This is a genomic window from Sphingopyxis sp. H073 (assembly GCF_001468395.1).
Taxonomy (GTDB): domain Bacteria; phylum Pseudomonadota; class Alphaproteobacteria; order Sphingomonadales; family Sphingomonadaceae; genus Sphingopyxis.
The window spans coordinates 113612-133828 of sequence record NZ_LNSG01000008.1 but is presented as its reverse complement, the minus strand read 5'-3'; the positions used below and the strand labels follow the sequence as shown (position 1 = coordinate 133828).

Genomic DNA, 20217 nt, shown 5'->3' with positions numbered 1-20217 from the left:
CCTTCATCGCCCTCAAGATAGGGAGGCGGCGAGGGACCGCTCATTCTGGATCGGTCATGCCCAATATCCGCGAAATCGAACGGCTGCGCGCCGAACATGCGGCGATCGAGACGCTGTCGCGCTTCCTGCTGGCGCTGGTCGCGGCGCCGCATCCGCCGCGCCCGACCGAACTCGCCGCGGTGCGCGGGATGCTGCGCGACACGCTGGTCCGCCACCTGAAATGCGAGGATTGGGCGCTCTATCCGCGCATGCAGTCGAGCGGCGACGCCGAGGTGATGCGGATCGCGAGGATCTTCGTCGATGAGATGGGGCATATCGCGGGCGATTTCGCCGCCTATGACTCGCGCTGGACGCCCGAGGCGGTCGAGGCAGACTGGGACGGGTTCCGCGGCGAGACCATCGGCATCCTCGAAGCGCTGGGAATGCGGATCGAGCGCGAGGAGCAGCAGCTTTACCCGCTGGCCGAACGCCTTCCCATCGGCGGAGATCGGCACGCGCCGCCGCCGCGCGCTGCCGCCTGAGGTCGATTTTCCCCCCTTTTTCACAGACGGTTCATCGACATGTCATCGCCGTGACACGCCTTCGCCGCAGTGCAGCAATCTGACCGATCTAGAGCCCCCGCGACCCCGGCGCCATTCCGGTGCCGGACAAGGGGATATCCGAATGACGACCTATTTTTCGCGCGGCTTGCGGGCCGGAGTCGCGGCGATCGCGGTGCTGGCCGCGACGCCCGCGCTGGCGGACGATGCAGCGGGCGACGCCGCGGCCGGTGACGCGGCCGGCTATGGCGACGACATCGTCGTGCTCGGGCAGGGCGAGGCGCGGCAGGTGCAGGAAATCGGCGCCGCCGACATCGCGCTGGAAGTGTCGGGAATCAGCCCGCTGAAGGCGATCGACAAGCTGCCCGGCGTGAATTTCCAGTCGGCCGATCCCCTGGGCGCCTATGAATGGTCGTCGCGCATCTCGATCCGCGGTTTCTCGCAGAACCAGCTCGGCTTCACGCTGGACGGCATTCCGCTGGGCGACATGAGCTATGGCAACCATAACGGCCTGCACATCAGCCGTGCGATCATCAGCGAGAATGTCGGCCGCGTCGAAGTGGCGCAGGGCGCGGGTTCGCTCGCCGCGGCATCGTCGAGCAATCTTGGCGGGACGATCGAATTCTTCTCGCGCGAGCCCGCCGAACAGCTCGGCATCGACGTCGCCGGCACCTGGGGCAGCGACGAGAACAAGCGCGTCTTCGCGCGGCTCGACAGCGGCGAGATCGTCCCCGGCGGGCCGCGCCTGTCGCTGAGCTATGCCTGGCAGGATGCCGACAAGTGGAAGGGCGACGGCGCGCAGCGGCAGGACCAGGTCAATGCGCGCATCGTCCAACCGGTCGGCGACGGGCAGGTCTTCGCCTTCGTCAACTACTCGAACCGCCGCGAGAACGACTATCAGGACCTCAGCGCCGAGATGATCGGCCGTCTCGGCTACAAGTGGGACAATTTCGCGAAGAACTGGGACTATGCGGTGCTGATCGCCAGCATCTACCAGAACCAGAATGCCCGCGCCGCCTATAATGTCGGGATCGCGAACGGAACGATCCCCGCAGGCACGCCGTTCGTCGCGCCCTATGCCGGGGTCGGCGAGACCTTTCCGCTGCTGATCAAGACGGTCGACGACGCCTATTATGACGCGTCGGGGCTGCGCAAGGACTGGCTGGCGGGCGTCGGGCTCGACGTGCCCTTCAACGACTATTGGTCGATGAAGCTGCAGGGCTATTATCACGGTAACGACGGTCGCGGTCTCTGGTACACGCCCTATGTCGTGACCCCCGGCGGCGCGCCGATCACGATCCGCACCACCGAATATGAGATCGAACGCTATGGCATCGTCGCGTCGAGTAGCGTCACGCTGGGCGCCAACACCGTCGAAATCGGCATGTGGTACGAGGATAACGACTTCAACCAGGCGCGGCGCTTCTATGGCCTCGCCGACACGCGCGGCGCCCCGAGCCGCGGCAGCCTGACCTTTCCGAAAGACCCGCTCGCGACGCAGTGGGAGTTCGATTTCAACACCCAGACGCTGCAATATCACGTGCAGGACACGCTCGATCTGGGCGCGCTGCGTCTCAACGCAGGGTGGAAGGGGCTGCGCGTCACCAACAAAGCGACCCCGATCGTCAGCGGCGGTCTCGCCTCGGGGCGGACCGAGGCGAAGGACTGGTTCCTGCCGCAGGCGGGCCTGCTCTATCGCCTGAACGACGATAACGAGCTGTTCGCGAGCTATACCCAGAATATGCGCGCGTTCGAATCGTCGGCCACCGGCGGTCCCTTCGCGACGACGCAGGCGGGCTTCGATGCGCTCGACCTCAAGCCCGAAACCTCGACCACCTATGAACTGGGGTTCCGCACCAGGTCGCGCGTCTTCCAGGGCGTGATCGCGGGCTATTATGTCGACTTCAAGGACCGGATCATCGCCTTCGCCAACGGGTCGGGCATCCAGGGCAATCCGGCAATCCTCAGCAACGTCGGCGACGTCCGCTCGTGGGGCATCGAGGCGGCGGGGACGTTCAATGTCACCCCCGAACTCTCGCTCTTCGCCTCCTACGCGTACAACGACTCCGAATATCGGGACGACGTCGTGAATGCGGCGGGCACCGTCATCGTCGCGACCGCGGGCAAGACGGTGGTCAATTCGCCCAAGCATCTCGCGAAGGGCGAGATCACCTGGGACAACGACCATCTGTTCGCGCGCATCGGCGCCAACTACACGTCGAAGCGCTATTACTCCTACCTCAACGACGCGGCGGTCGGCGGCTTCGTGATCGTCGATGCCAGCATCGGCTATCGCCTGAACGAGAAGATCTCGATCCAGGCGAATGCGACGAACCTGTTCGACAAGGCCTATGTCTCGACGATCGGGACGAACGGTTTTGCGAACAGCGGCGACAGCCAGACCCTGCTGGCTGGGGCGCCGCAGCAGTTCTTCGTGACGCTGAAGGCGGGGTTCTGACGCCGCTCCGATCGACGCCTTGTGATTGACTGGGATGGCGCGGTCCAGCTAGGGCCGCGCCATTCTCTTTTTTCGGAAGTTGCATCATGACCGACACGCCCCCCGACCATCTGTCGACCAACCCGCGCTCGCCCCATTTCGACATGGAGGTGCTGCAGCGCGGCATCGGCATCCGCTTCAAGGGCAAGGAGCGCACCGACGTCGAGGAATATTCGATCTCGGAAGGCTGGATCCGCGTCGCCGCGGGCAAGTCGAAGGACCGGTTCGGCCAGCCGATGACGATCAAGCTGTCGGGCGAGGTCGAGGCGTGGTTCGAGGATGCGGGCGCCGACAAGCCGGACGACGGCGCGGCGTCGGAAGACTAACTACCCATCGTCATTGCGAGCGCAGCGAAGCAATCCAGAGTAGCGTCAGGCCGCCCTGGATTGCTTCGCTGCGCTCGCAATGACGTGTCTGGAATAATTTCCGCTCAGCGGAGCGAGGCGACGACGAGGTCGAGGCCGTTGCCGGGCTTCCAGTCGTTCGCGGCCCATCTGGGCTCGCCGCCGCCGAAACGGTGGTCGGGCTTCGCGTCGCCATCGGCATAGATGAAGCCCTGCACCGGATTGGCGCGCAGCCCAAGGTCGCCGATCGGGGCGTACCAGACGCGCACCGCGCTCCAGTCGCCGGCGGCGCTGACGTCGACGACGCGAACGTTGCGCTCGATCTGGCCGCGACGGCCGCCGATCGGCGACCAGTTGGCATGGTCGATCAGGATTTCGCGATCGCTGACAACCTTCTTGACGACGGCGACATGGCCGAGCGGCATACCGCTGGTGCCGGCGAAGGCCATCACCGCGCCCTTGCGCGGTTCCCGCCCGCGCTCATAGGCGCCGGCGGCCTGTGCCCACCAGGTCTTGGCATTGCCGCGAATTTCGACACCCGACTCGGCGCGGGCGAAGGGGACGCACTGCAGATAGTCGCGGGCCATAGCGGGGACGCTGGACAGCAGCGTAGCGCACAGGGCGAAAGCACCCAGAAAGCGGCGATGGAACATGGAAGGCGACCCCCGTTTGGCTTGTCTTCAAGCGTTGGAGCGTCTTTGCCGCAGCCGCGAAAAGTCACCAACCATCTAGCGGTGAATCGCGCCGTCGATGCGGTGAGCGGGGGAACCTTTTGTTAAGCCGCTCGATTCGTCGCGCGAGGCATTCCGGTCGTCGCCGTCAGGCCGCGGCGGTGGACGCTGCGTCGGGGCGACGGAACAGCGTCAGCACGTCGGAGGCGGGCATCGGGCGTCCGTAATAATAGCCCTGGATGTTGCTGCAGCCGAGCGTGCGGAGCGTATCGACCTCGACCTCGGTCTCGGCGCCCTCGGCGGTCGTCGACATGCCGAGGCTGTCGGCGAGCGCGACGACGGCGCGGATGATCGCGATCGACTCGATGCTGCCCTTGGCGGCGCCGACGACGAAGCTGCGGTCGACCTTGATCGTCGAAAATTGCGTCTTGCGAAGATATCCGAGCGACGAATAGCCGGTACCGAAGTCGTCGAGGCTGAGGCGGATGCCGAGCCCGATGAGCTGGTCGAGCAGTTGGGCGGCGCCGCCGCCATCGCGCAGGAACACGCTTTCGGTGACCTCGATCTCGAGCCGCTGCGGGGGGAGCCCGCTCTGCGCGAGCGCCGAGACGACGACCGAGGCGAAGGCCGGATCGGTGAGCTGTTCGGCCGACACGTTGATCGCGACCTTCAGGTTCTGCGGCCATTTCATCGCTTCGTGGCACGCGGTGCGCAGCACCCATTCGCCGATCGGCGCGATCAGGCGGCTGTCCTCGGCAAGCGGGATGAAGCGCCCGGGCGAGACGTTGCCGAGCTTCTGGTTGTGCCAGCGGATCAGCGCCTCGAAGCCGTTCAATGTCCCGTCCTCGGCGGTGACGACGGGCTGGTAGTAGAGTTCGAATTCGCCGCGATCGAGCGCGCCGCGCAGTTCCTGCTCCATCACGCGCCGTTCCTCGGCCTGCGCGTGGAGCGATGCGACATAGGCGGCGACGACATTGCCGCCCTTGTCCTTCGACTTGTAGAGCGCAAGGTCGGCGTTGCGGGTGAGCGTTTCGACCGTCGCGCCGTCCTGCGGACCGATCGCATAGCCGACGCTGGCGCCGACGAAGAGCTGGTGGTTTTCGACCACATAGGGACGGCTGATCGTCTGGATGATCCGTTCGGCAAGCTCCTCCGCCGCGGTCGCCGAGGCGACATTGTGGAGCACGACCGCAAACTCGTCGCCGCCGAGGCGGCCGCAGGTCATGCCGCGCTCCATGATCCCCTTGAGCCGTGCCGACACCTGCGCCAGCAGCTTGTCGCCGGTCGGGTGGCCGAGCGTATCGTTGACGGCCTTGAAGCGGTCGAGGTCGATCATCAGCATTGCGCAGCGCGACTTGGTGTCGATCGCCTGCGAGAGAGCGCGGGCGAGATCCTCATGGAGGCTGAGGCGGTTGGGCAGGCCGGTGAGATTGTCGAAGCGCGCCATGCGCGCGATCTGTTCGGCGCTGGCATGTTGTTCGGTAACGTCCGACCCGACGCCGCGGAAGCCCAGGAACTTGCCCGTTTCGTCGAGGCGCGGCGAGGCCGACAGCTCCCACCAGCGCGGCTTGCCGCCTATCGTGACGGGAACTATCAGGTTCGAGAAGCTTTCGCGCCGCTTCATCCGCTCGGCCATGTCGTGCAGCGTCTTCGAGAAATTGCCCGACTCCCAGGCATCGCCCGACAGCGCCTGGAGCAAAGGCACGCCCTCGAGCGCCTCGGCGGTGCCGCCGAGCGCATAGGCGAGGCGCGGCGAGACGTGGATGAGGCGGCGGTTGTTGTCGGTCTGCCACAGCCAGTCGGCCGAGGTTTCCTCGAACTCGCGGAGCAACAGGCTGACCGTCTCGGTCTTTTCGTGCAGCGTTTCCTCGGCGCGCCGGAACCGGACATGCTGCTGGCCGAAACGGATGCAGAAGGTCGAGAGCATCAGCGCGGCGAGGCTGGCGACCGCGGCCATCGGCGGCGATCCGGCGGCGACCATCGCGCCTGCCGCCGACACGCTGACGGGCACGATGAACTGCAGGCAGGCGCGCGGCATACTGTGCGCGATGATCGCCAGTGTCAGCATCATCAGCAGCACGATCATCCATAGCGACAGCACATGGTCGAGCGGCGGCGCGGTGCCGCGCAGCCAGAAGGGGACCGACCACAGCGCCGCGGCATAGAGGGCGTGGCGGTTGCACAGCCGGTATTCGGTGATTCCCGACAATTTGGGGTCACCGAGCGGAAGCTTTACGAAGAGATTGAACGACCAGAGGCAGAAGGCGAGCGCACAGGCGAGCCAGCCGCTGACGATCGGCCAGGGCATCGACGGCGCCATGGTGAAGGCGGCGACGAACGCCATGGCCGCACCCGCCCACAGGCGCAGCGGACCCTTGCCGCGGAGCGGCGCGAGCTGGAGCTGTCGGAGGTCCCCCAGATCCTCGTCGCGCGGCCCCAGCCCCAAAAGGGTCCGCACAGAAACATCCTTGGCAACAATCTGGTCGGTCAGCAGGCTTTTCACGGGGCCTGCTTAGCGCCCGCGGGTTACCCGAAGGTAACTATGCACTTCTTGGTGCTGGATTTTTCGTCCCGCAGCGGGACAGCGGGGAGTGGCTCGTTGGCCGCTCGTCACCCCGGATCACGTCCGGGATGAAGAAAAAGGGAAATGCCCGAAAGCCTCGCCCGCGCGCCTCAGGCCGCCAGCGCGAAGGGCTGGATTTCGCCGGCCAGATATTGCGCGCGCGCCTTCGAGCGGCTGAGCTTGCCCGAGCTGGTGCGCGGCAGGGTGCGCGGCGGGATCAGTTCGACGAGGCAATTCATGCCGGTGATCGCACGGACGCGGTCGCGAATCGTCTCGCGCAGCGCGAGCCGTTCGGCCTCGTCGCTGGTGCGGCATTGGACGAGCACCGCGGGGGTCTCCTCGCCGCCCGGCGCGGTGATCGCGAAGGCGGCAATGTCGCCCGACTTGAAGCCGGGGAGCTGCTCGACCGCCCACTCGATATCCTGCGGCCAGTGATTTTTGCCGTTGATGATGATCATGTCCTTGGCGCGGCCGACGATATAGATGTAACCGCCTGACAGATAACCCATATCTCCGGTGTCGAGCCAACCGTCCTTCATGCAGGCCGCGGTCGATTCGGGGTCGCGGAAATAGCCGGTCATCAGCGACGGGCCGGTGCACCACACCTTGCCGACGGTCTGGTCGGACAGGATGTTGCCATCCTCGTCGCGGACTTCGATCGTCATGTCCTTGACCGCCTTGCCGCAATTGACGATCGCGCGGAAACGCGTCGGCCGGCCGGCGTCGCCTGCGGCGCCCGACAGCTCGGTTTCCTCGACCAGTTCGACGACGATACCCTCGCCCGGGGGCATGATGCTGACCGCGAGCGTCGCCTCGGCAAGGCCGTAGCTCGGCAGGAAGGCGCTCGCCTTGAAGCCCGCGTCGGCGAAGGCGTCGACGAATTTCTGCATCACGTCGGGGCGGATCATGTCGGCGCCATTGCCCGCGACGCGCCAGCGCGACAGGTCGAAACGGTCCGCTACGTGGCTCTGGCTCGAGATGCGGCGTGCGCAGATGTCGTAGCCGAAGGTCGGCGAATAGCTGAGCGTCGTGCCCTCGTTGCGGCTGATCAGGTCGAGCCAGGCGAGCGGACGGCGGGCGAAATCCTCGGTCTTGAGATAGTCGACCGACACCTGGTTGGCGACGGGCGAGAGGAGGCAGCCGACGAGGCCCATGTCATGATACCAGGGAAGCCACGAGACGCAGCGGTCGCTATCCTGCAGCTCCATGCCGTGCGAATGCGCCGACAAATTGTTGAGCAATGCGCCGTGGGTCACTGCGACGCCATGCGGGAAGCGCGTCGAGCCGCTGCTGTACTGGAGATAGCAGGTCTCGTCGCTCTTCTGTTCGGGGAGCGCAGCGATCGGCGCGGCACGCGTTTCGAACTCGCTCCAGTCGATCGGTTCGACCCCGCGCTCGTTCGCCGCGTCGGTCGCCATCGCGGCGATTTCGGGCGGGAAAAACAGCATCTTGGGGTCCGAGCTCGTCAGCTGGACGACGAGCTGGCCGACATAGGAATCGCGCCCGCCGAAGCTGGTCGGCAGCGGCAGCGGCACCGGCCAGGCGCCGGCGTAGATCGTGCCGAAGAAGAGCGCCGCGAATTCGGGGCCGGTTTCGGCGATCAGCGCGATGCGGTCCTCGGGCTGCACCCCCGCGGCGATCAGGCGGTAGGCGGTGCTGAGCGCGTCGGCCTTGAGCTCGGCGTAGGAATAGGCGCGGGTCAGGCGCCCGCGCGGATCGTGGAAATTGAGGCCGCGCGTGCCGCTGGCGGCATAGTCGAGCGCTTCGCCGACGGTGGCGAAGTCCGAAAAGCGGCGCGGCTGGGCGCAGAAGGTCGGCGTCGGCACGAGCGCGTCCGCCGCGGGGGCAGGTGTGTCGGTCATAAAGGATGCTGAGTCCCGGGAAACAGGGCGCGCGGCAACAATCATGTCATCTTTCGGTGCCATCGTTTGTTTGCACGACCTCTGACAGTTGGAACGAATTGGCCCTTTCGCGGGCCGTTGGGCCCGATATGCGGGTTCTGATCGTTCTCAATCGGGCCCGACTGTGGCACAAACATGGCATATGGCCAATCGTCGCAATCCATCCGACCGGCGCAGGGCGCGACTTGACGCCGCGCGGCTCGACGAACTGGCGCTCGCCTATGTGGCGCGTTTCGCGACGAGTCGGGCCAAACTGCTGCGCTATCTGTCGAGAAAGGTTCGCGAATCGGACTGGATCGACGAGGGTGAAGCCATGGCGGCGTGCGAGGCGGTGGCCGACCGGATGGAACGGCTGCGCTTTCTCGACGACAAACACTATGCCGCGATGCGCGCGGGCGCGATGACGCGGCGCGGGCTGGGGGTGCGGCGGGTGAAGGCGCAGCTCTTCGTCGACGGCATTTCGGCCGACGACAGCGGCGAGGCGATTTCGGAGGCCGAGGAGAGGGCGCTGGCGTCCGCGGTCGGTTTCGCGAAGCGGCGGCGCCTCGGGCCGTTCGCGTTGCGTGCGGCCGACGATCCGAAGGAGCGCGAGCGGCAGATTGCCGCCTTTGCGCGCGCGGGGCACAGTCTGGCGCTCGCGCGGCGCGTCCTCGCCGTCGCGCCGGGCGACGAGGCGGCGCTGGCGGCGCTGGACGGCGAAGCGGCGCTCGATTAGGCCTCCGGCGAGCGAGAAAGAGGATTTGCCGATGCGTGCCCTGATCACCGCCCTTGCCCTGTCGCTTGCCGTGCCGCTTGCCGCGTGCGGCAGCGAAGCGGCGGACGAAGTCACGATCCCGCTGACGATCGCGATGGATGGCAAGACGCACAATTTCCGCGTCGAGGTCGCGCGCACGCCGGAAGAGCAGGAAAAGGGGCTGATGTTCCGGACCGGTCTGCCCGCCGACGGCGGGATGCTGTTTCCCTTTCCGAAGCCGAAGATCGCGAGCTTCTGGATGCAGAACACCGTGATCCCGCTCGACATGATCTTCGTCCGCGCCGACGGCAGCATCGACCGGATCGCCGAGAACACCATCCCCGAATCGCTCGAGCCCGTGGTCAGCGGCGGCGAGGTCGCGGCGGTGCTCGAACTCGCGGGGGGGACGTCGGCGAAGCTCGGGCTCGACGAGACGGCGAAGGTGACGTGGAAAGACGAGAAATAGGGTTGCGGCGCGCGGTTTGCAGCTTGCTTCGCGCGGGGGCTTGCCTGTAAACGCCACGCCATGAGCATCCTTGGCAAGATTTTCACCTGGTGGGACGGCGCGACCTTCGGCACGCTGCTGGATAGCTGGAAAAATGGCGAGAAGGTGGGCGAGGACAACCTCGGCAACACCTATTATCGCGCTCGCAAGGGCAACCGTCGCTGGGTCATTTACAAGGGATCGAACGACGCGAGCCGCGTGCCGCCCGAATGGCACGGCTGGCTACACGGCACGCTCGACGAATTGCCCGGCGATGCGCTGCCCGCGCCGCGCGCCTGGGAGAAGGAACCGAGCGCCAACCTGACCGGCAGCCTTGGCGCCTATCGCCCCGCGGGCGCGCTCGAACGCGGCGGCCACCGCGCCGCGGCGACCGGCGATTACGAGGCGTGGCGTCCCGGCGCCGACTGAGTTCGCGTGACGCCCACCGCAACCCGGATCACGCTGCTGGCGCTTGTCGCAGCGACCACGCTCACCGCCTGCGATCGCGGCGGGGGCGGCAAGCGGCCGGGCGAGACGAGCGCGCAGCTCGCCAAGTCGGACCATGTTCCGAAGGAAGTCGGCGGCATCGCGGGAGCGACCCCGATGGAGCAGCGCGTCGCGGTGCTCGGCCTGCTCAACAAGCGCAACGGGCTGGTCCGCGAGATCGAGATGAAGCCCGGAGAAAGCGCGCGCATTGGCCGTGCGATCGTCCGCCTGCGCGCGTGCGAGATGACCGCGCCGTGGGAAGATCCGCCCGAGACCGGCGCGTTCGTCCAGCTGACCGTTCAGGATCAGCGCGACGACAAATGGTATCGCGTCTTTTCGGGCTGGCTGTTTCGCGAACGGCCCGAACGCAATGTCATCCAGCACCCGATTTATGACGTCTTCGTCAAGAGCTGCGCGATGACATATCCGGGCGGCGAACCGGTGGCTCGTCCCGCGCCCAAATCGGCCTCGGCGGCGCCCAAGGCGTCGAGCGCGCCCCAGTCGCCCGCGACGAACGGCGGCGAGGGCACGCCCGCGGCGCCTGCGCCCGCCCCCGCTGCCGCGGCGCCTAAGGCTGCGCCGTTTCCCGCGCCGTCCGACAAGACCGAATAGAGCCGTCCCAGATAATCGGCCTGGCTGATCTCGATCGCGCCGAGGCTGGCGAGATGCGGGGTGATGAACTGGCAGTCGAGCAGCCGCCACCCGCCCGCGATCAGCCGGGCGACGAGATGGGCGAGCGCGACCTTCGATGCGTCGCGGGTTCGGCTGACCATCGATTCGCCGAAAAAGGCGCGGCCCAGCGAGACGCCGTAAAGACCGCCCGCCAGCGCGCCGTCCAGCCAGACTTCGACGCTGTGCGCGTGGCCGAGGCGGAACAGCCGTTCGTAGCTCGCCTTGATCACCGGGTTGATCCACGTCGTCGGCCGGTCGGCGGCGGGCTCGGCGCAGAGCGCCATCATGTCGGCGAACGCCGTGTCGGTGGTGACGCGAAAGCGGTCGGAGACGATGACCTTCTTGAGGCTGCGCGACAGATGGAAGCCGTCCAGGGGCAGGATCGCGCGCAGCCGCGGCTCGACCCAATGGACCGACGGGTCATCCGCCCCGTCGGCCATCGGGAACAGCCCCTGCGCATAGGCGCTGAGCAGCAGCGCGGGGTCGATCGTTTCCTGATGCCGCGTCAGGAGGCGGGCTTCACAAATTTCAGCGTCATGCGGTCCGATTCGCCGATCGCGAGATATGTGTCGCGGTTCGCGTCGCCCTCGGTCAGCGTCGGCGGCAGCGTCCACACGCCCTTCGGATAATCCTTCGTGTCCTTCGGGTTGGCGTTGATCTCGCTCTTGCCGGCAAGCTTGAAGCCCGCCGCTTCGGCGAAGCCGATGATCGAGCTTTCCTTCATATAGCCCGATTTCTCCTCCTTCGCGCTGTCGTCGCTTTCGTTCAGACGGTGGTCGACGATGCCGAGCGTGCCGCCGGGTTTGAGCATCGCGAAAATCTGCTTGAAGGCTTCGGCGGTGTTGTCCTTGCCGTCGAAGCGCCAATTGTGGACGTTGCGGAAGGTCAGCACGACATCGGCGCTGCCGTCGGGCACCTTGGGATTGGTGCCCGCGTTCGGGAATTCGGCGAGCTTCACCGCGCCATAAACGTCGGCATTCTCGGTCTGCTTGGCCTTGACGCGATTGAGCCCGCGGTCCCACGGCGCCGCGGCATAGAGCGTGCCGCCTCCCGCTTTCGCGAGCGGAGCGAGGATTTCGGTGTACCAGCCGGCGCCGGGCCACAGTTCGACGACGGTGTCGCCGGGCTTCACGCCGAAGAAGGCGAGCGTTTCGGCGGGGTGGCGATATTTGTCGCGGGCGACGTTGGCGGGCGTGCGGGTCGGCGCGGCGACGGCGGCGGCGAGGGCATCGCCCGGCTTCGTGGCGGAATCCTTCGCGACCGCATCGTGCGCAGGGGCGCTGCAGGCGGCGGCTACGGCGGTCAGCAGCGCGGCTATTGCAACGGGACGGAAATGACGCATATCGGCACCTCGTTCTTGGGGGGGAAGGAGCCCCTGTTTGCGAAGGGATGCGCGTCAATGCAAGGGTCGATGCTGACGGTGAGCGCGATGGGCGCTGTGGTCGCGGTGGTCGCCGAGATCGCCGACTATCGCCGCCGTCACCGCCGCGACGTCGATGCGGTCGGTTTCATGCCGTGGCGGGGGATCGCGCTGGTGGGAGTAGCGGTCGCCATATTGGCGGCGGCGCTGGCGTTGAAGCCTTGATTTAGCCGTCGCCCCCGACTTCGCGGGGGCGACGATGTTTTACAGACACGCCTCGAGATAGGGCTGGTCGAAGCCGTACTGGCGCGCCTTTTCCAGCGTATAGGGGCGCAGGCCCATCGCGCGATATTCGCCGACGATCTTGCCGTCCTTGTCCTCGTCGAGATACTCAAACTTGAACAGTTCCTGGGTGACGATGACGTCGCCCTCCATGCCGATCACCTCGGTCACGTTGGTGACGCGGCGCGAACCGTCGCGCAGGCGCTTGATCTGGATGATCATGTCGACCGAGTCGGCGATCTGTTTCGAGATTGCTTCCTTCGGGATCTTGATGTCGCCCATCAGAACCATGTTCTCCATACGGCCGAGGCATTCGCGCGGGCTGTTGGAGTGAAGCGTACACATCGAGCCGTCGTGGCCGGTGTTCATCGCGGCGAGAAGGTCGAAACATTCGGCGCCGCGGACCTCACCCATGATGATGCGGTCGGGACGCATACGCAGCGCGTTCTTGACGAGATCGCCCATGTGAATCGCGCCGTTGCCCTCGAGGTTCGCGGGACGCGTTTCGAGCGGCAGCCAGTGCGGCTGCTGCAGGCGAAGTTCGGCGGCGTCCTCGATCGTCAGCACGCGCTCGCCGGGGTCGATCATCTTCGACAGCGCGTTGAGCATCGTCGTCTTACCCGAGCCCGTGCCGCCCGAGATGACGATGTTGAAGCGGCTGGCGCCGGCGATCTTGAGCGCGGTGCACATCTTCTGGCTCATCGCGCCCCATTGGCAGAGCATGTCGAGGGTGATCGGCTTGGCCGAGAATTTACGAATCGAGATCGCGGTGCCGCGAAGCGAGAGCGGCGGGACGATCACGTTGACGCGGCTGCCGTCCTTGAGGCGGGCGTCGGCGAGCGGCGTGGTCTGGTCGACACGGCGGCCGACCATGTTGCAGATGCGCTGGGCGATCTGGAACAGATGCTGTTCGTCGCGGAACTGGATCGGCGCAATGACCAGCTGCCCCTTGCGCTCGACATAGGTCTGGTACGGACCGTTGACCATGATGTCGCTGATTTCGGGATCGGCGAGCAATTCCTCGAGCGGGCCGAAGCCGAGCAGTTCGTCGACGAGCACCTTTTCGAGCGCGAACTGCTCGCGGCGGTTGAGCGTGATGCGCAGTTCGGTGAGCACTTCGAGGATGATCGGGCGGAATTCCTCGGTCAGCTCGTCCTTGCTCAGCGTCGCGGCGGCTTCCGGGTCGACGCGTTCGAGCAGACGCGGCAGCACCTGTTCCTTGATCTTGTGGACGCTGGCCTCGAAGCCCTGCGCCTTTTCGGGCTCGGCCATTTCGGCGGTCGAGCGCTGGTTCAGCCGCTCCATCGCCTCTTCTTCGGGCGACAGGTTCAACGAGAGCGGTGGCGCTTCGGCGGACGGCGTGTCGAGGGCAGGAAATTGCGACCCCCCGCCGAAGCCGGGGCCAGTCTGCATCGGCTTGGCCACGCCGAAGGCGGGGCGGCCAGCGGTACCGGGTCGGCGTCCGAATGCGCTCATCACATCATCCTGTTTTAAACCAACAAGCTGGGAAATTTGCCGATTTTCATGGCCAAGTTCCCATTCGATACGGTGAATAAATCGGAAACTTTGACATTCTCCTAATGCGAAGGAGGTTGTGGCATCGCGCATGTAAAAAGGGCCCGCATCCGGTGGATGCGAGCCCTTTTGATGCGCCGTGGACGGCGAAAATCAGCCGGCGATATGCTCGGCGAGGACGGTGAGGCCGGCCTCGTTGACTTCGGCGAAGCCGCCTTCGACCTCGATCGTCTCGGGGGCGGCGCCATTGGTCGCATAAACGGTCAGCGGGCCGTTGCGCAGCGTCGCCATGAACGGCGCGTGGCCTTCGAGCACCGAGAAGTCGCCCTCGCTGCCGGGTACGGTGACCATATAGACATCGCTCGACCGCTCGAGGCGGGCGGGGGTGACGAGTTCGAACTTCAGAGCCATTCTCAAATCTCCCCCCTCCCGCAAGCGGGAGGGGTCGGGGGAGGGACCGTTTCGTTTATAGCGGAGGGCAGTCCCCTGACAGGCCCTCCCCTAACCCCTCCCGCAAGCGGGAGGGGAATTTGATTACGCAGCGTCGGCGGCCAGCTTGGCGGCCTTGGCGACCGCTTCCTCGATGCCGCCGACCATGTAGAAGGCCGCTTCGGGGAGGTGGTCATATTCGCCGTCGACGACGGCCTTGAACGACTTCACCGTGTCTTCGATCGCGACGAACTTGCCGGGGATGCCGGTGAAGACTTCGGCGACGTGGAACGGCTGCGACAGGAAGCGCTGGATCTTGCGCGCGCGGGCAACGACGAGCTTATCTTCTTCCGAAAGCTCGTCCATGCCGAGGATCGCGATGATGTCCTGCAGCGACTTGTACTTCTGCAGCGTTTCCTGAACGCGGCGGGCGGTCTCGTAATGCTCCTGGCCGACCGTGGCGGCGGTCAGCACGCGCGAGGTCGAATCGAGCGGGTCGACCGCGGGATAGATGCCGAGTTCCGAAATCGCGCGGCTGAGCGTCGTCGTCGCGTCGAGGTGAGCGAACGAGGTGGCGGGAGCAGGGTCGGTCAAGTCGTCCGCGGGGACGTAAATGGCCTGCACCGAGGTGATCGAGCCCTTGGTGGTCGAGGTGATGCGTTCCTGCAGTGCGCCCATGTCGGTCGACAGGGTCGGCTGATAGCCCACCGCCGAAGGAATACGGCCGAGCAGCGCCGACACTTCCGAACCCGCCTGCGTGAAGCGGAAGATATTGTCGACGAAGAACAGAACGTCCTGGCCTTCCTGGTCGCGGAAATATTCGGCCATCGTCAGGCCTGAGAGCGCGACGCGGGCGCGGGCGCCCGGGGGCTCGTTCATCTGGCCGAACACCAGCGCCACCTTCGACCCTTCGGGGGTCGGGTTGCCGTCGGCATCCTTGGCGATAACGCCGGCGTCGAGGAATTCGTGGTAGAGATCGTTGCCTTCGCGGGTGCGTTCACCGACGCCCGCGAACACCGACACGCCGCCGTGGCCCTTGGCGATGTTGTTGATCAGTTCCTGAATCAGAACGGTCTTGCCGACGCCGGCGCCGCCGAACAGGCCGATCTTGCCGCCCTTGGCGTAGGGCGCGATCAGGTCGATGACCTTGATGCCGGTGACGAGGATCGCGGCTTCGGTCGACTGGTCGACGAATTCGGGAGCCTTGGCATGGATCGGCGCCGACATGTCGCTGTTCACCGGGCCGCGTTCGTCGATCGGGTCGCCGATGACGTTGAGGATGCGGCCGAGCGTCTGCGGGCCGACGGGGACCGAGATCTGCGCGCCGGTATCGGTGACGGGCTGGCCGCGGGTCAGGCCGTCGGTCGCGTCCATCGCGATGGTGCGGACGGTATTCTCGCCGAGGTGCTGCGCGACTTCGAGGACGAGGCGGTTGCCGTTGTTCTCGGTCTCCAGCGCGTTCAGAATGGCGGGCAGCTCACCCGTGAACTGGACGTCGACAACGGCGCCGATGACCTGCGCGACGCGGCCGGTGGCAGTCGCGTTCGACTTCGCCTTGGGGGCAGCGGTCTTGGTAGCGGCCGGCTTCTTCGGCGCGGCGGCCTTTTTGGCGGGAGCCTTCTTCTCGGCGGGTGCGGTGGCCATGGTCTTCTTCCTTGCTTGGATAGCTTACAGCGCTTCCGCGCCAGCGATGATTTCGATGAGTTCGGTGGTGATTGCCGCCTGACGCGTGCGGTTGTAAACGATGGTCAGCTTGTTGATCAGGTCGCCCGCGTTGCGCGTCGCATTGTCCATCGCGGTCATCGACGCGCCCTGTTCGGACGCGGCGTTTTCAAGGAGGCCCTTGAAGATCTGGATGGTGACGTTGCGCGGCAAGAGGTCGGCGAGAATCGCCTCTTCGTCGGGTTCGTACTCGACCGCCGCGCCGCTCGACATCGGGGCTTCGGCCGGGGCGGGAACGGGGATCAGCTGCTGGCCGGTCGCGATCTGGAGAAGCGCCGAGCGGAACTTCGAATAGAAGAGGTGCGCGACGTCGAAGGCGCCGGCCTCGAACAGCTCCATGACCTTCGCCGAGATTTCGTGCGCCTGCTCGAAGCCGATGTCGCGGATGCCGGTGGTTTCGTAATTCTCGATGATCTGGCCGGGGAAGAGGCGGTTGATCACCGGGCGGCCCTTGCGACCGACCAGGAAGAACTGGACCTTCTTGCCCTGTGCCTGCAGCTCGAGCGCCTTGTCGCGCGCGGCCTTGACGATGTTCGAGTTGAACGCGCCGGCAAGGCCGCGGTCGCTGTTGAGCACGACGAGCAGGTGCGTGTCGCTCTTGCCGGTGCCCGACAGAAGCTTCGGCGCCGAATCCGACGCGCCGACCTTCGACGCGAGGCTGGCGACGACGCCTTCGAGCCGCTCGGCGTAGGGACGCGCGGCTTCGGCCGCGGCCTGCGCCTTGCGCAGCTTGGCGGCGGCGACCATCTTCTTGGCCTTGGTGATCTTCTGGGTCGACTTGACCGAGACGATCCGCCCTTTGAGTTCCTTCAGACTGGCCATCAAGCCTCTCTCTGTGTGTCCCCGCGAAGGCGGGGACCCATGAACCCCCGCCTTCGCGGGGGTACACGTTATGGGTTACGCGAAAATCTTGGCGAAGGCGTCGAGCGCCGCGACCAGGCTCTTCTTGGTGTCGTCGCCCAGATCCTTGGTGTCGCGGATCGCTTTCAGCACATCGGCATGGTCGCTGCGCAGATAGGCGAGCATCGCCGCTTCGTAGCGCGACACGTCGGTCGTCGCGACATTGTCGAGATAGCCGTTGGTGCCGGCGAAGATCGACGCGGTCTGTTCCTCGAACGGCATCGGCTGGAACTGCGGCTGCTTGAGGAGCTGCGTCAGGCGCGCGCCGCGGTTGAGCAGCTTCTGCGTCGAGGCGTCGAGGTCCGAACCGAACTGCGCGAACGCTTCCATTTCGCGATATTGCGCCAGTTCGAGCTTGATCGAGCCCGACACCTTCTTCATCGCCTTGGTCTGCGCGGCCGAACCGACGCGGCTCACCGACAGGCCGACGTTGATCGCCGGGCGGATACCCGCGTTGAACAGGTTGGTTTCGAGGAAGATCTGGCCGTCGGTGATCGAAATCACGTTGGTCGGAATATACGCCGAAACGTCGCCCGCCTGCGTCTCGATGATCGGCAGCGCGGTGAGCGAGCCCGAGCCATTGTCGCTGTTCATCTTTGCTGCGCGCTCGAGCAGGCGGCTGTGGAGATAGAAAACGTCGCCGGGATAGGCTTCGCGGCCCGGCGGGCGGCGCAGCAGCAGCGACATCTGGCGATAGGCGACGGCCTGCTTCGACAGATCGTCATAGACGATCACGGCGTGCATGCCGTTGTCGCGGAAGAATTCGCCCATGGTGCAACCGGTGTAGGGTGCGAGGAACTGCAGCGGCGCGGGCTCCGACGCGGTCGCGGCGACGACGATCGAATATTCCATCGCGCCATTTTCTTCGAGCTGGCGGACGATCTGCGCGACGGTCGAACGCTTCTGGCCGACGGCGACGTAGATGCAATAGAGCTTCTTCGATTCGTCGGTGCCCTTGTTCGCTTCCTTCTGGTTGATGAAGGTGTCGATCGCGACCGCGGTCTTGCCGGTCTGACGGTCGCCGATGATCAGCTCGCGCTGGCCGCGGCCGACGGGGACGAGCGCGTCGAGCGCCTTGAGGCCGGTCTGGACGGGTTCGTGGACCGAGGTGCGCGGGATGATGCCCGGCGCCTTCACTTCGACGCGCATGCGCTTGTCGGCCTTGATCGGGCCCTTGCCGTCGATCGGGTTGCCGAGGCCATCGACGACGCGGCCGAGCAGGCCCTTGCCGACGGGCACGTCGACGATCGTGCCGGTGCGCTTGACGACGTCGCCTTCCTTGATCTCGCTGTCCGAGCCAAAGATCACGATACCGACATTGTCGGCTTCGAGGTTGAGCGCCATGCCCTGCACGCCGTTGGAGAATTCGACCATTTCACCGGCCTGGACATTGTCGAGGCCGTGGACGCGGGCGATGCCGTCGCCGACCGACAGCACCGAGCCGATCTCGCTGACCGTGGCGTCGGTGCCGAAATTGGCGATCTGGTCCTTGATGACCTTGCTGATTTCAGCGGCGCGGATTTCCATTGTTTAGCCTTTCATCGGGCAAATTTGGCGTGCGGGCTTCTCAGCCCTTCATCGCCTGGGCGAAACTGTTGAGACGGGTACGGATGCTGCCGTCGATCAGCTGGCTGCCCAGCTGGACGACGAGGCCGCCGAGGATGGCGGGGTCGACGGTGGTCGCGATCTGGACGTCGCGGCCGACACGGGTCTTGAGGTTCGCGGCGAGCGCCTTCAGCTGCTCGGCGCTGAGCGGATGCGCGCTGGTGACCTTGGCGGTCACTTCGCCGCGGTGCGCGGCCACGATCGCGTTGAAGGCGCCGATCATCCCGCCGAGGTCTGCAAGCCGGCGGTTCTCGGCGAGGACGCCGAGGAAATTGCCCGTCAACGAATCGAGGCCGAGCGACCTGGCGACCGCGGCGATCGCCTTCGCGGCGTCGACGCGGCTGATCACCGGGCTCGAAACGAGCGCCTTGAGGTCGGCCGATTCGGCCAGCGCGTTGCCGAGAACCGAGAGGCTCTTCTGGACGCTGTCGATCGCGTTCGATTCGCGCGCCAGATCGAACAGCGCGCTGGCATAGCGGCCCGCGAGGCCCGCCGTGATGTTGCCCTGAATGCCGCCGGAATTCTCCACGCGCGAAAGTCCTTTTCTACGATCCCTTGGGGGATGGCTGCGCGGATTTTCCCGGCGTCCGAAGACACCCCCGCTGCACAGTCGCGGCGCGCGTAGCAACGATTTTGCTGCAATGCAAGGCGGGGGGTGGGGAGACTGCCCGCTATCTCTCGTCCGTTTGCCTCGCGCTTGTCGAAGGGTCGTCCTTCCTTCAAAGGTTGAAAGAAAGAGGAACGGTGGTTGACCTACGGTCGCCTGGCGGCCCGACAAGCGCAGCACGAACGGAAGAGAGGTGCAGCCCATGGGTGAAATGATTCGCATGACAATGGATGATGGCGCCGAGATCGCCGTCTATCATGTGCAGCCGGAGGGCGACCGCCGGGGCGGGCTGGTGCTGATCCAGGAAATTTTCGGGGTTACCGACCATATCCGCGAGCTCTGCGACGAATATGCCGCCGACGGCTATGAGGTGCTGTCACCCGCGCTGTTCGACCGCGAGCATCCGGGGTTCGAGAGCGACTATTCGGGGCCGCAGTTCGAGCGCGCGGTCGAGCTCGCTCGCAAGCTCCATCCGTTCGAGCAGAGCCTCAAGGATGCGCAGACGTGCATCGATGCATTGAAGGGAAGGGGACCGGTATTCATCACCGGCTATTGTTACGGCGGGTCGGTCGCGTGGCGGATGGCGCAGATCAGCCCCGACCTCTCGGCCTCATCCTCCTATTACGGCAGCCTCGTCCCGACGATGTTCAAGGACGAGGCCCCGGCCTGCGCCACCATCGCCCATTTCGGCCGCTTCGACGGCGGTATTCCGATGGAGGGGGTAGAGGCGCTGATCGCGAAAGACCACCCGACCGCGCAGATCTTCGTCTACGAGGCCGGGCATGGTTTCAACAGCGACCGGCGCAAGGATTATCACGAACCGAGCGCCGATCTGGCACGCGAGCGGACGCTGATGCTGTTCAAGGCGTGCGGGGGCTAAGGCGATGGCGCCTGCAACCGATCGGAG

General features: G+C 65.8%; 19 protein-coding genes and 1 pseudogene. 9 read left to right on the top strand and 11 right to left on the bottom strand.

The window, feature by feature from the left end:
• Positions 1–56 precede the first annotated feature (56 nt).
• The 3 genes from ATE64_RS15640 to ATE64_RS15630 all read left to right on the top strand — a co-directional run bounded on the left by ATE64_RS15640 (position 57) and on the right by ATE64_RS15630 (position 3362).
• Positions 57–521 carry a hemerythrin domain-containing protein gene (locus tag ATE64_RS15640; RefSeq protein WP_058455202.1) on the top strand — a complete coding sequence of 155 codons (465 nt, stop codon included), beginning with the start codon at positions 57–59 and terminating at the stop codon, positions 519–521.
• A 142-nt stretch (positions 522–663) separates the two neighbouring features.
• Positions 664–2997 carry a TonB-dependent receptor gene (locus tag ATE64_RS15635; RefSeq protein WP_058455201.1) on the top strand — a complete coding sequence of 778 codons (2334 nt, stop codon included), beginning with the start codon at positions 664–666 and terminating at the stop codon, positions 2995–2997.
• 86 nt (positions 2998–3083) lie between these two features.
• A complete protein-coding gene (locus ATE64_RS15630) occupies positions 3084–3362 on the top strand; it encodes a DUF3297 family protein (RefSeq protein WP_058455200.1) in 279 nt (92 codons plus the stop codon).
• A 104-nt stretch (positions 3363–3466) separates the two neighbouring features.
• Here the strand turns inward: ATE64_RS15630 and ATE64_RS15625 are convergent, their stop codons facing one another.
• The 3 genes from ATE64_RS15625 to ATE64_RS15615 form a co-directional block, all read right to left on the bottom strand.
• On the bottom strand, positions 3467–4033 hold the full coding sequence (locus tag ATE64_RS15625) for a CHAP domain-containing protein (protein WP_058455199.1): 567 nt from the start codon (positions 4031–4033) through the stop codon (positions 3467–3469).
• Positions 4034–4199: 166 nt separating this feature from the next.
• Positions 4200–6554, bottom strand: coding sequence for a GGDEF and EAL domain-containing protein (locus ATE64_RS15620; protein WP_058455198.1), 2355 nt, complete (start codon positions 6552–6554; stop codon positions 4200–4202).
• Positions 6555–6724: 170 nt separating this feature from the next.
• Positions 6725–8476: a fatty acyl-AMP ligase gene (locus ATE64_RS15615; RefSeq protein ID WP_058455197.1), complete on the bottom strand. Its 1752-nt coding sequence runs from the start codon at positions 8474–8476 to the stop codon at positions 6725–6727.
• A gap of 181 nt (positions 8477–8657) precedes the next feature.
• Between ATE64_RS15615 and ATE64_RS15610 the strand changes: the two genes are divergently transcribed.
• From ATE64_RS15610 to ATE64_RS22240, 4 genes and pseudogenes are all read left to right on the top strand, one after another.
• Positions 8658–9230, top strand: coding sequence for a RecX family transcriptional regulator (locus ATE64_RS15610; protein ID WP_058455196.1), 573 nt, complete (start codon positions 8658–8660; stop codon positions 9228–9230).
• Positions 9231–9261: 31 nt separating this feature from the next.
• Positions 9262–9714: a DUF192 domain-containing protein gene (locus tag ATE64_RS15605; RefSeq protein ID WP_058455195.1), complete on the top strand. Its 453-nt coding sequence runs from the start codon at positions 9262–9264 to the stop codon at positions 9712–9714.
• Between the two features lie 60 nt (positions 9715–9774).
• Positions 9775–10161 carry an NADH:ubiquinone oxidoreductase subunit NDUFA12 gene (locus tag ATE64_RS15600; protein ID WP_058455194.1) on the top strand — a complete coding sequence of 129 codons (387 nt, stop codon included), beginning with the start codon at positions 9775–9777 and terminating at the stop codon, positions 10159–10161.
• Between the two features lie 174 nt (positions 10162–10335).
• A pseudogene (locus ATE64_RS22240) lies at positions 10336–10572 on the top strand (DUF2155 domain-containing protein); the annotation flags it as partial.
• A 35-nt stretch (positions 10573–10607) separates the two neighbouring features.
• Here the strand turns inward: ATE64_RS22240 and aat are convergent.
• Together aat and ATE64_RS15590 are read right to left on the bottom strand one after the other, a co-directional pair.
• Positions 10608–11399 carry a leucyl/phenylalanyl-tRNA--protein transferase gene (aat, locus tag ATE64_RS15595; RefSeq protein ID WP_082657788.1) on the bottom strand — a complete coding sequence of 264 codons (792 nt, stop codon included), beginning with the start codon at positions 11397–11399 and terminating at the stop codon, positions 10608–10610.
• Complete coding sequence (locus ATE64_RS15590) at positions 11396–12232, bottom strand: methyltransferase domain-containing protein (protein ID WP_058455193.1); 837 nt, start codon at positions 12230–12232, stop codon at positions 11396–11398. The genes aat and ATE64_RS15590 overlap by 4 nt, the downstream gene beginning before the upstream one ends.
• Positions 12233–12289: 57 nt before the next feature.
• Here ATE64_RS15590 and ATE64_RS15585 point away from each other — a divergent pair, with 57 nt between their 5' ends.
• The gene (locus ATE64_RS15585; RefSeq protein WP_058455192.1) at positions 12290–12475 is read left to right on the top strand and encodes a hypothetical protein; all 186 of its coding nucleotides are present in this window, start codon (positions 12290–12292) and stop codon (positions 12473–12475) included.
• Between the two features lie 39 nt (positions 12476–12514).
• On the opposite strand, the gene ATE64_RS15580 is transcribed toward ATE64_RS15585, so the two are convergent.
• The 6 genes from ATE64_RS15580 to ATE64_RS15555 all read right to left on the bottom strand — a co-directional run bounded on the left by ATE64_RS15580 (position 12515) and on the right by ATE64_RS15555 (position 19232).
• On the bottom strand, positions 12515–14008 hold the full coding sequence (locus ATE64_RS15580; RefSeq protein ID WP_058455191.1) for a CpaF family protein: 1494 nt from the start codon (positions 14006–14008) through the stop codon (positions 12515–12517).
• A gap of 192 nt (positions 14009–14200) precedes the next feature.
• On the bottom strand, positions 14201–14458 hold the full coding sequence (locus ATE64_RS15575; protein WP_058455190.1) for an ATP synthase F1 subunit epsilon: 258 nt from the start codon (positions 14456–14458) through the stop codon (positions 14201–14203).
• A gap of 123 nt (positions 14459–14581) precedes the next feature.
• The gene (gene atpD, locus ATE64_RS15570; protein WP_082657781.1) at positions 14582–16120 is read right to left on the bottom strand and encodes a F0F1 ATP synthase subunit beta; all 1539 of its coding nucleotides are present in this window, start codon (positions 16118–16120) and stop codon (positions 14582–14584) included.
• 24 nt (positions 16121–16144) lie between these two features.
• On the bottom strand, positions 16145–17020 hold the full coding sequence (locus ATE64_RS15565; RefSeq protein WP_058455189.1) for a F0F1 ATP synthase subunit gamma: 876 nt from the start codon (positions 17018–17020) through the stop codon (positions 16145–16147).
• A 75-nt stretch (positions 17021–17095) separates the two neighbouring features.
• Positions 17096–18625, bottom strand: a complete 1530-nt coding sequence (atpA, locus tag ATE64_RS15560) for a F0F1 ATP synthase subunit alpha (protein ID WP_058455188.1) — start codon at positions 18623–18625, stop codon at positions 17096–17098.
• Between the two features lie 40 nt (positions 18626–18665).
• Positions 18666–19232, bottom strand: a complete 567-nt coding sequence (locus ATE64_RS15555) for a F0F1 ATP synthase subunit delta (RefSeq protein ID WP_058455187.1) — start codon at positions 19230–19232, stop codon at positions 18666–18668.
• 280 nt (positions 19233–19512) lie between these two features.
• Between ATE64_RS15555 and ATE64_RS15550 the strand changes: the two genes are divergently transcribed.
• The gene (locus tag ATE64_RS15550) at positions 19513–20190 is read left to right on the top strand and encodes a dienelactone hydrolase family protein (protein WP_058455186.1); all 678 of its coding nucleotides are present in this window, start codon (positions 19513–19515) and stop codon (positions 20188–20190) included.
• The last annotated feature ends 27 nt before the right edge of the window (positions 20191–20217 follow it).

Excerpts from the sequence above, each read along its gene's own strand:
- ATE64_RS15640 (WP_058455202.1), top strand. The coding sequence starts at position 57 with ATGCCCAATATCCGCGAAATCGAACGGCTGCGCGCCGAACATGCGGCG.
- ATE64_RS15635 (WP_058455201.1), top strand. The coding sequence starts at position 664 with ATGACGACCTATTTTTCGCGCGGCTTGCGGGCCGGAGTCGCGGCGATC.
- ATE64_RS15630 (WP_058455200.1), top strand. The coding sequence starts at position 3,084 with ATGACCGACACGCCCCCCGACCATCTGTCGACCAACCCGCGCTCGCCC.
- ATE64_RS15625 (WP_058455199.1), bottom strand. The coding sequence starts at position 4,033 with ATGTTCCATCGCCGCTTTCTGGGTGCTTTCGCCCTGTGCGCTACGCTG.
- ATE64_RS15615 (WP_058455197.1), bottom strand. The coding sequence starts at position 8,476 with ATGACCGACACACCTGCCCCCGCGGCGGACGCGCTCGTGCCGACGCCG.
- ATE64_RS15610 (WP_058455196.1), top strand. The coding sequence starts at position 8,658 with ATGGCCAATCGTCGCAATCCATCCGACCGGCGCAGGGCGCGACTTGAC.
- ATE64_RS15605 (WP_058455195.1), top strand. The coding sequence starts at position 9,262 with ATGCGTGCCCTGATCACCGCCCTTGCCCTGTCGCTTGCCGTGCCGCTT.
- ATE64_RS15600 (WP_058455194.1), top strand. The coding sequence starts at position 9,775 with ATGAGCATCCTTGGCAAGATTTTCACCTGGTGGGACGGCGCGACCTTC.
- ATE64_RS15590 (WP_058455193.1), bottom strand. The coding sequence starts at position 12,232 with ATGCGTCATTTCCGTCCCGTTGCAATAGCCGCGCTGCTGACCGCCGTA.
- ATE64_RS15585 (WP_058455192.1), top strand. The coding sequence starts at position 12,290 with ATGCAAGGGTCGATGCTGACGGTGAGCGCGATGGGCGCTGTGGTCGCG.
- ATE64_RS15580 (WP_058455191.1), bottom strand. The coding sequence starts at position 14,008 with ATGAGCGCATTCGGACGCCGACCCGGTACCGCTGGCCGCCCCGCCTTC.
- ATE64_RS15575 (WP_058455190.1), bottom strand. The coding sequence starts at position 14,458 with ATGGCTCTGAAGTTCGAACTCGTCACCCCCGCCCGCCTCGAGCGGTCG.
- atpD (WP_082657781.1), bottom strand. The coding sequence starts at position 16,120 with ATGGCCACCGCACCCGCCGAGAAGAAGGCTCCCGCCAAAAAGGCCGCC.
- ATE64_RS15565 (WP_058455189.1), bottom strand. The coding sequence starts at position 17,020 with ATGGCCAGTCTGAAGGAACTCAAAGGGCGGATCGTCTCGGTCAAGTCG.
- atpA (WP_058455188.1), bottom strand. The coding sequence starts at position 18,625 with ATGGAAATCCGCGCCGCTGAAATCAGCAAGGTCATCAAGGACCAGATC.
- ATE64_RS15550 (WP_058455186.1), top strand. The coding sequence starts at position 19,513 with ATGGGTGAAATGATTCGCATGACAATGGATGATGGCGCCGAGATCGCC.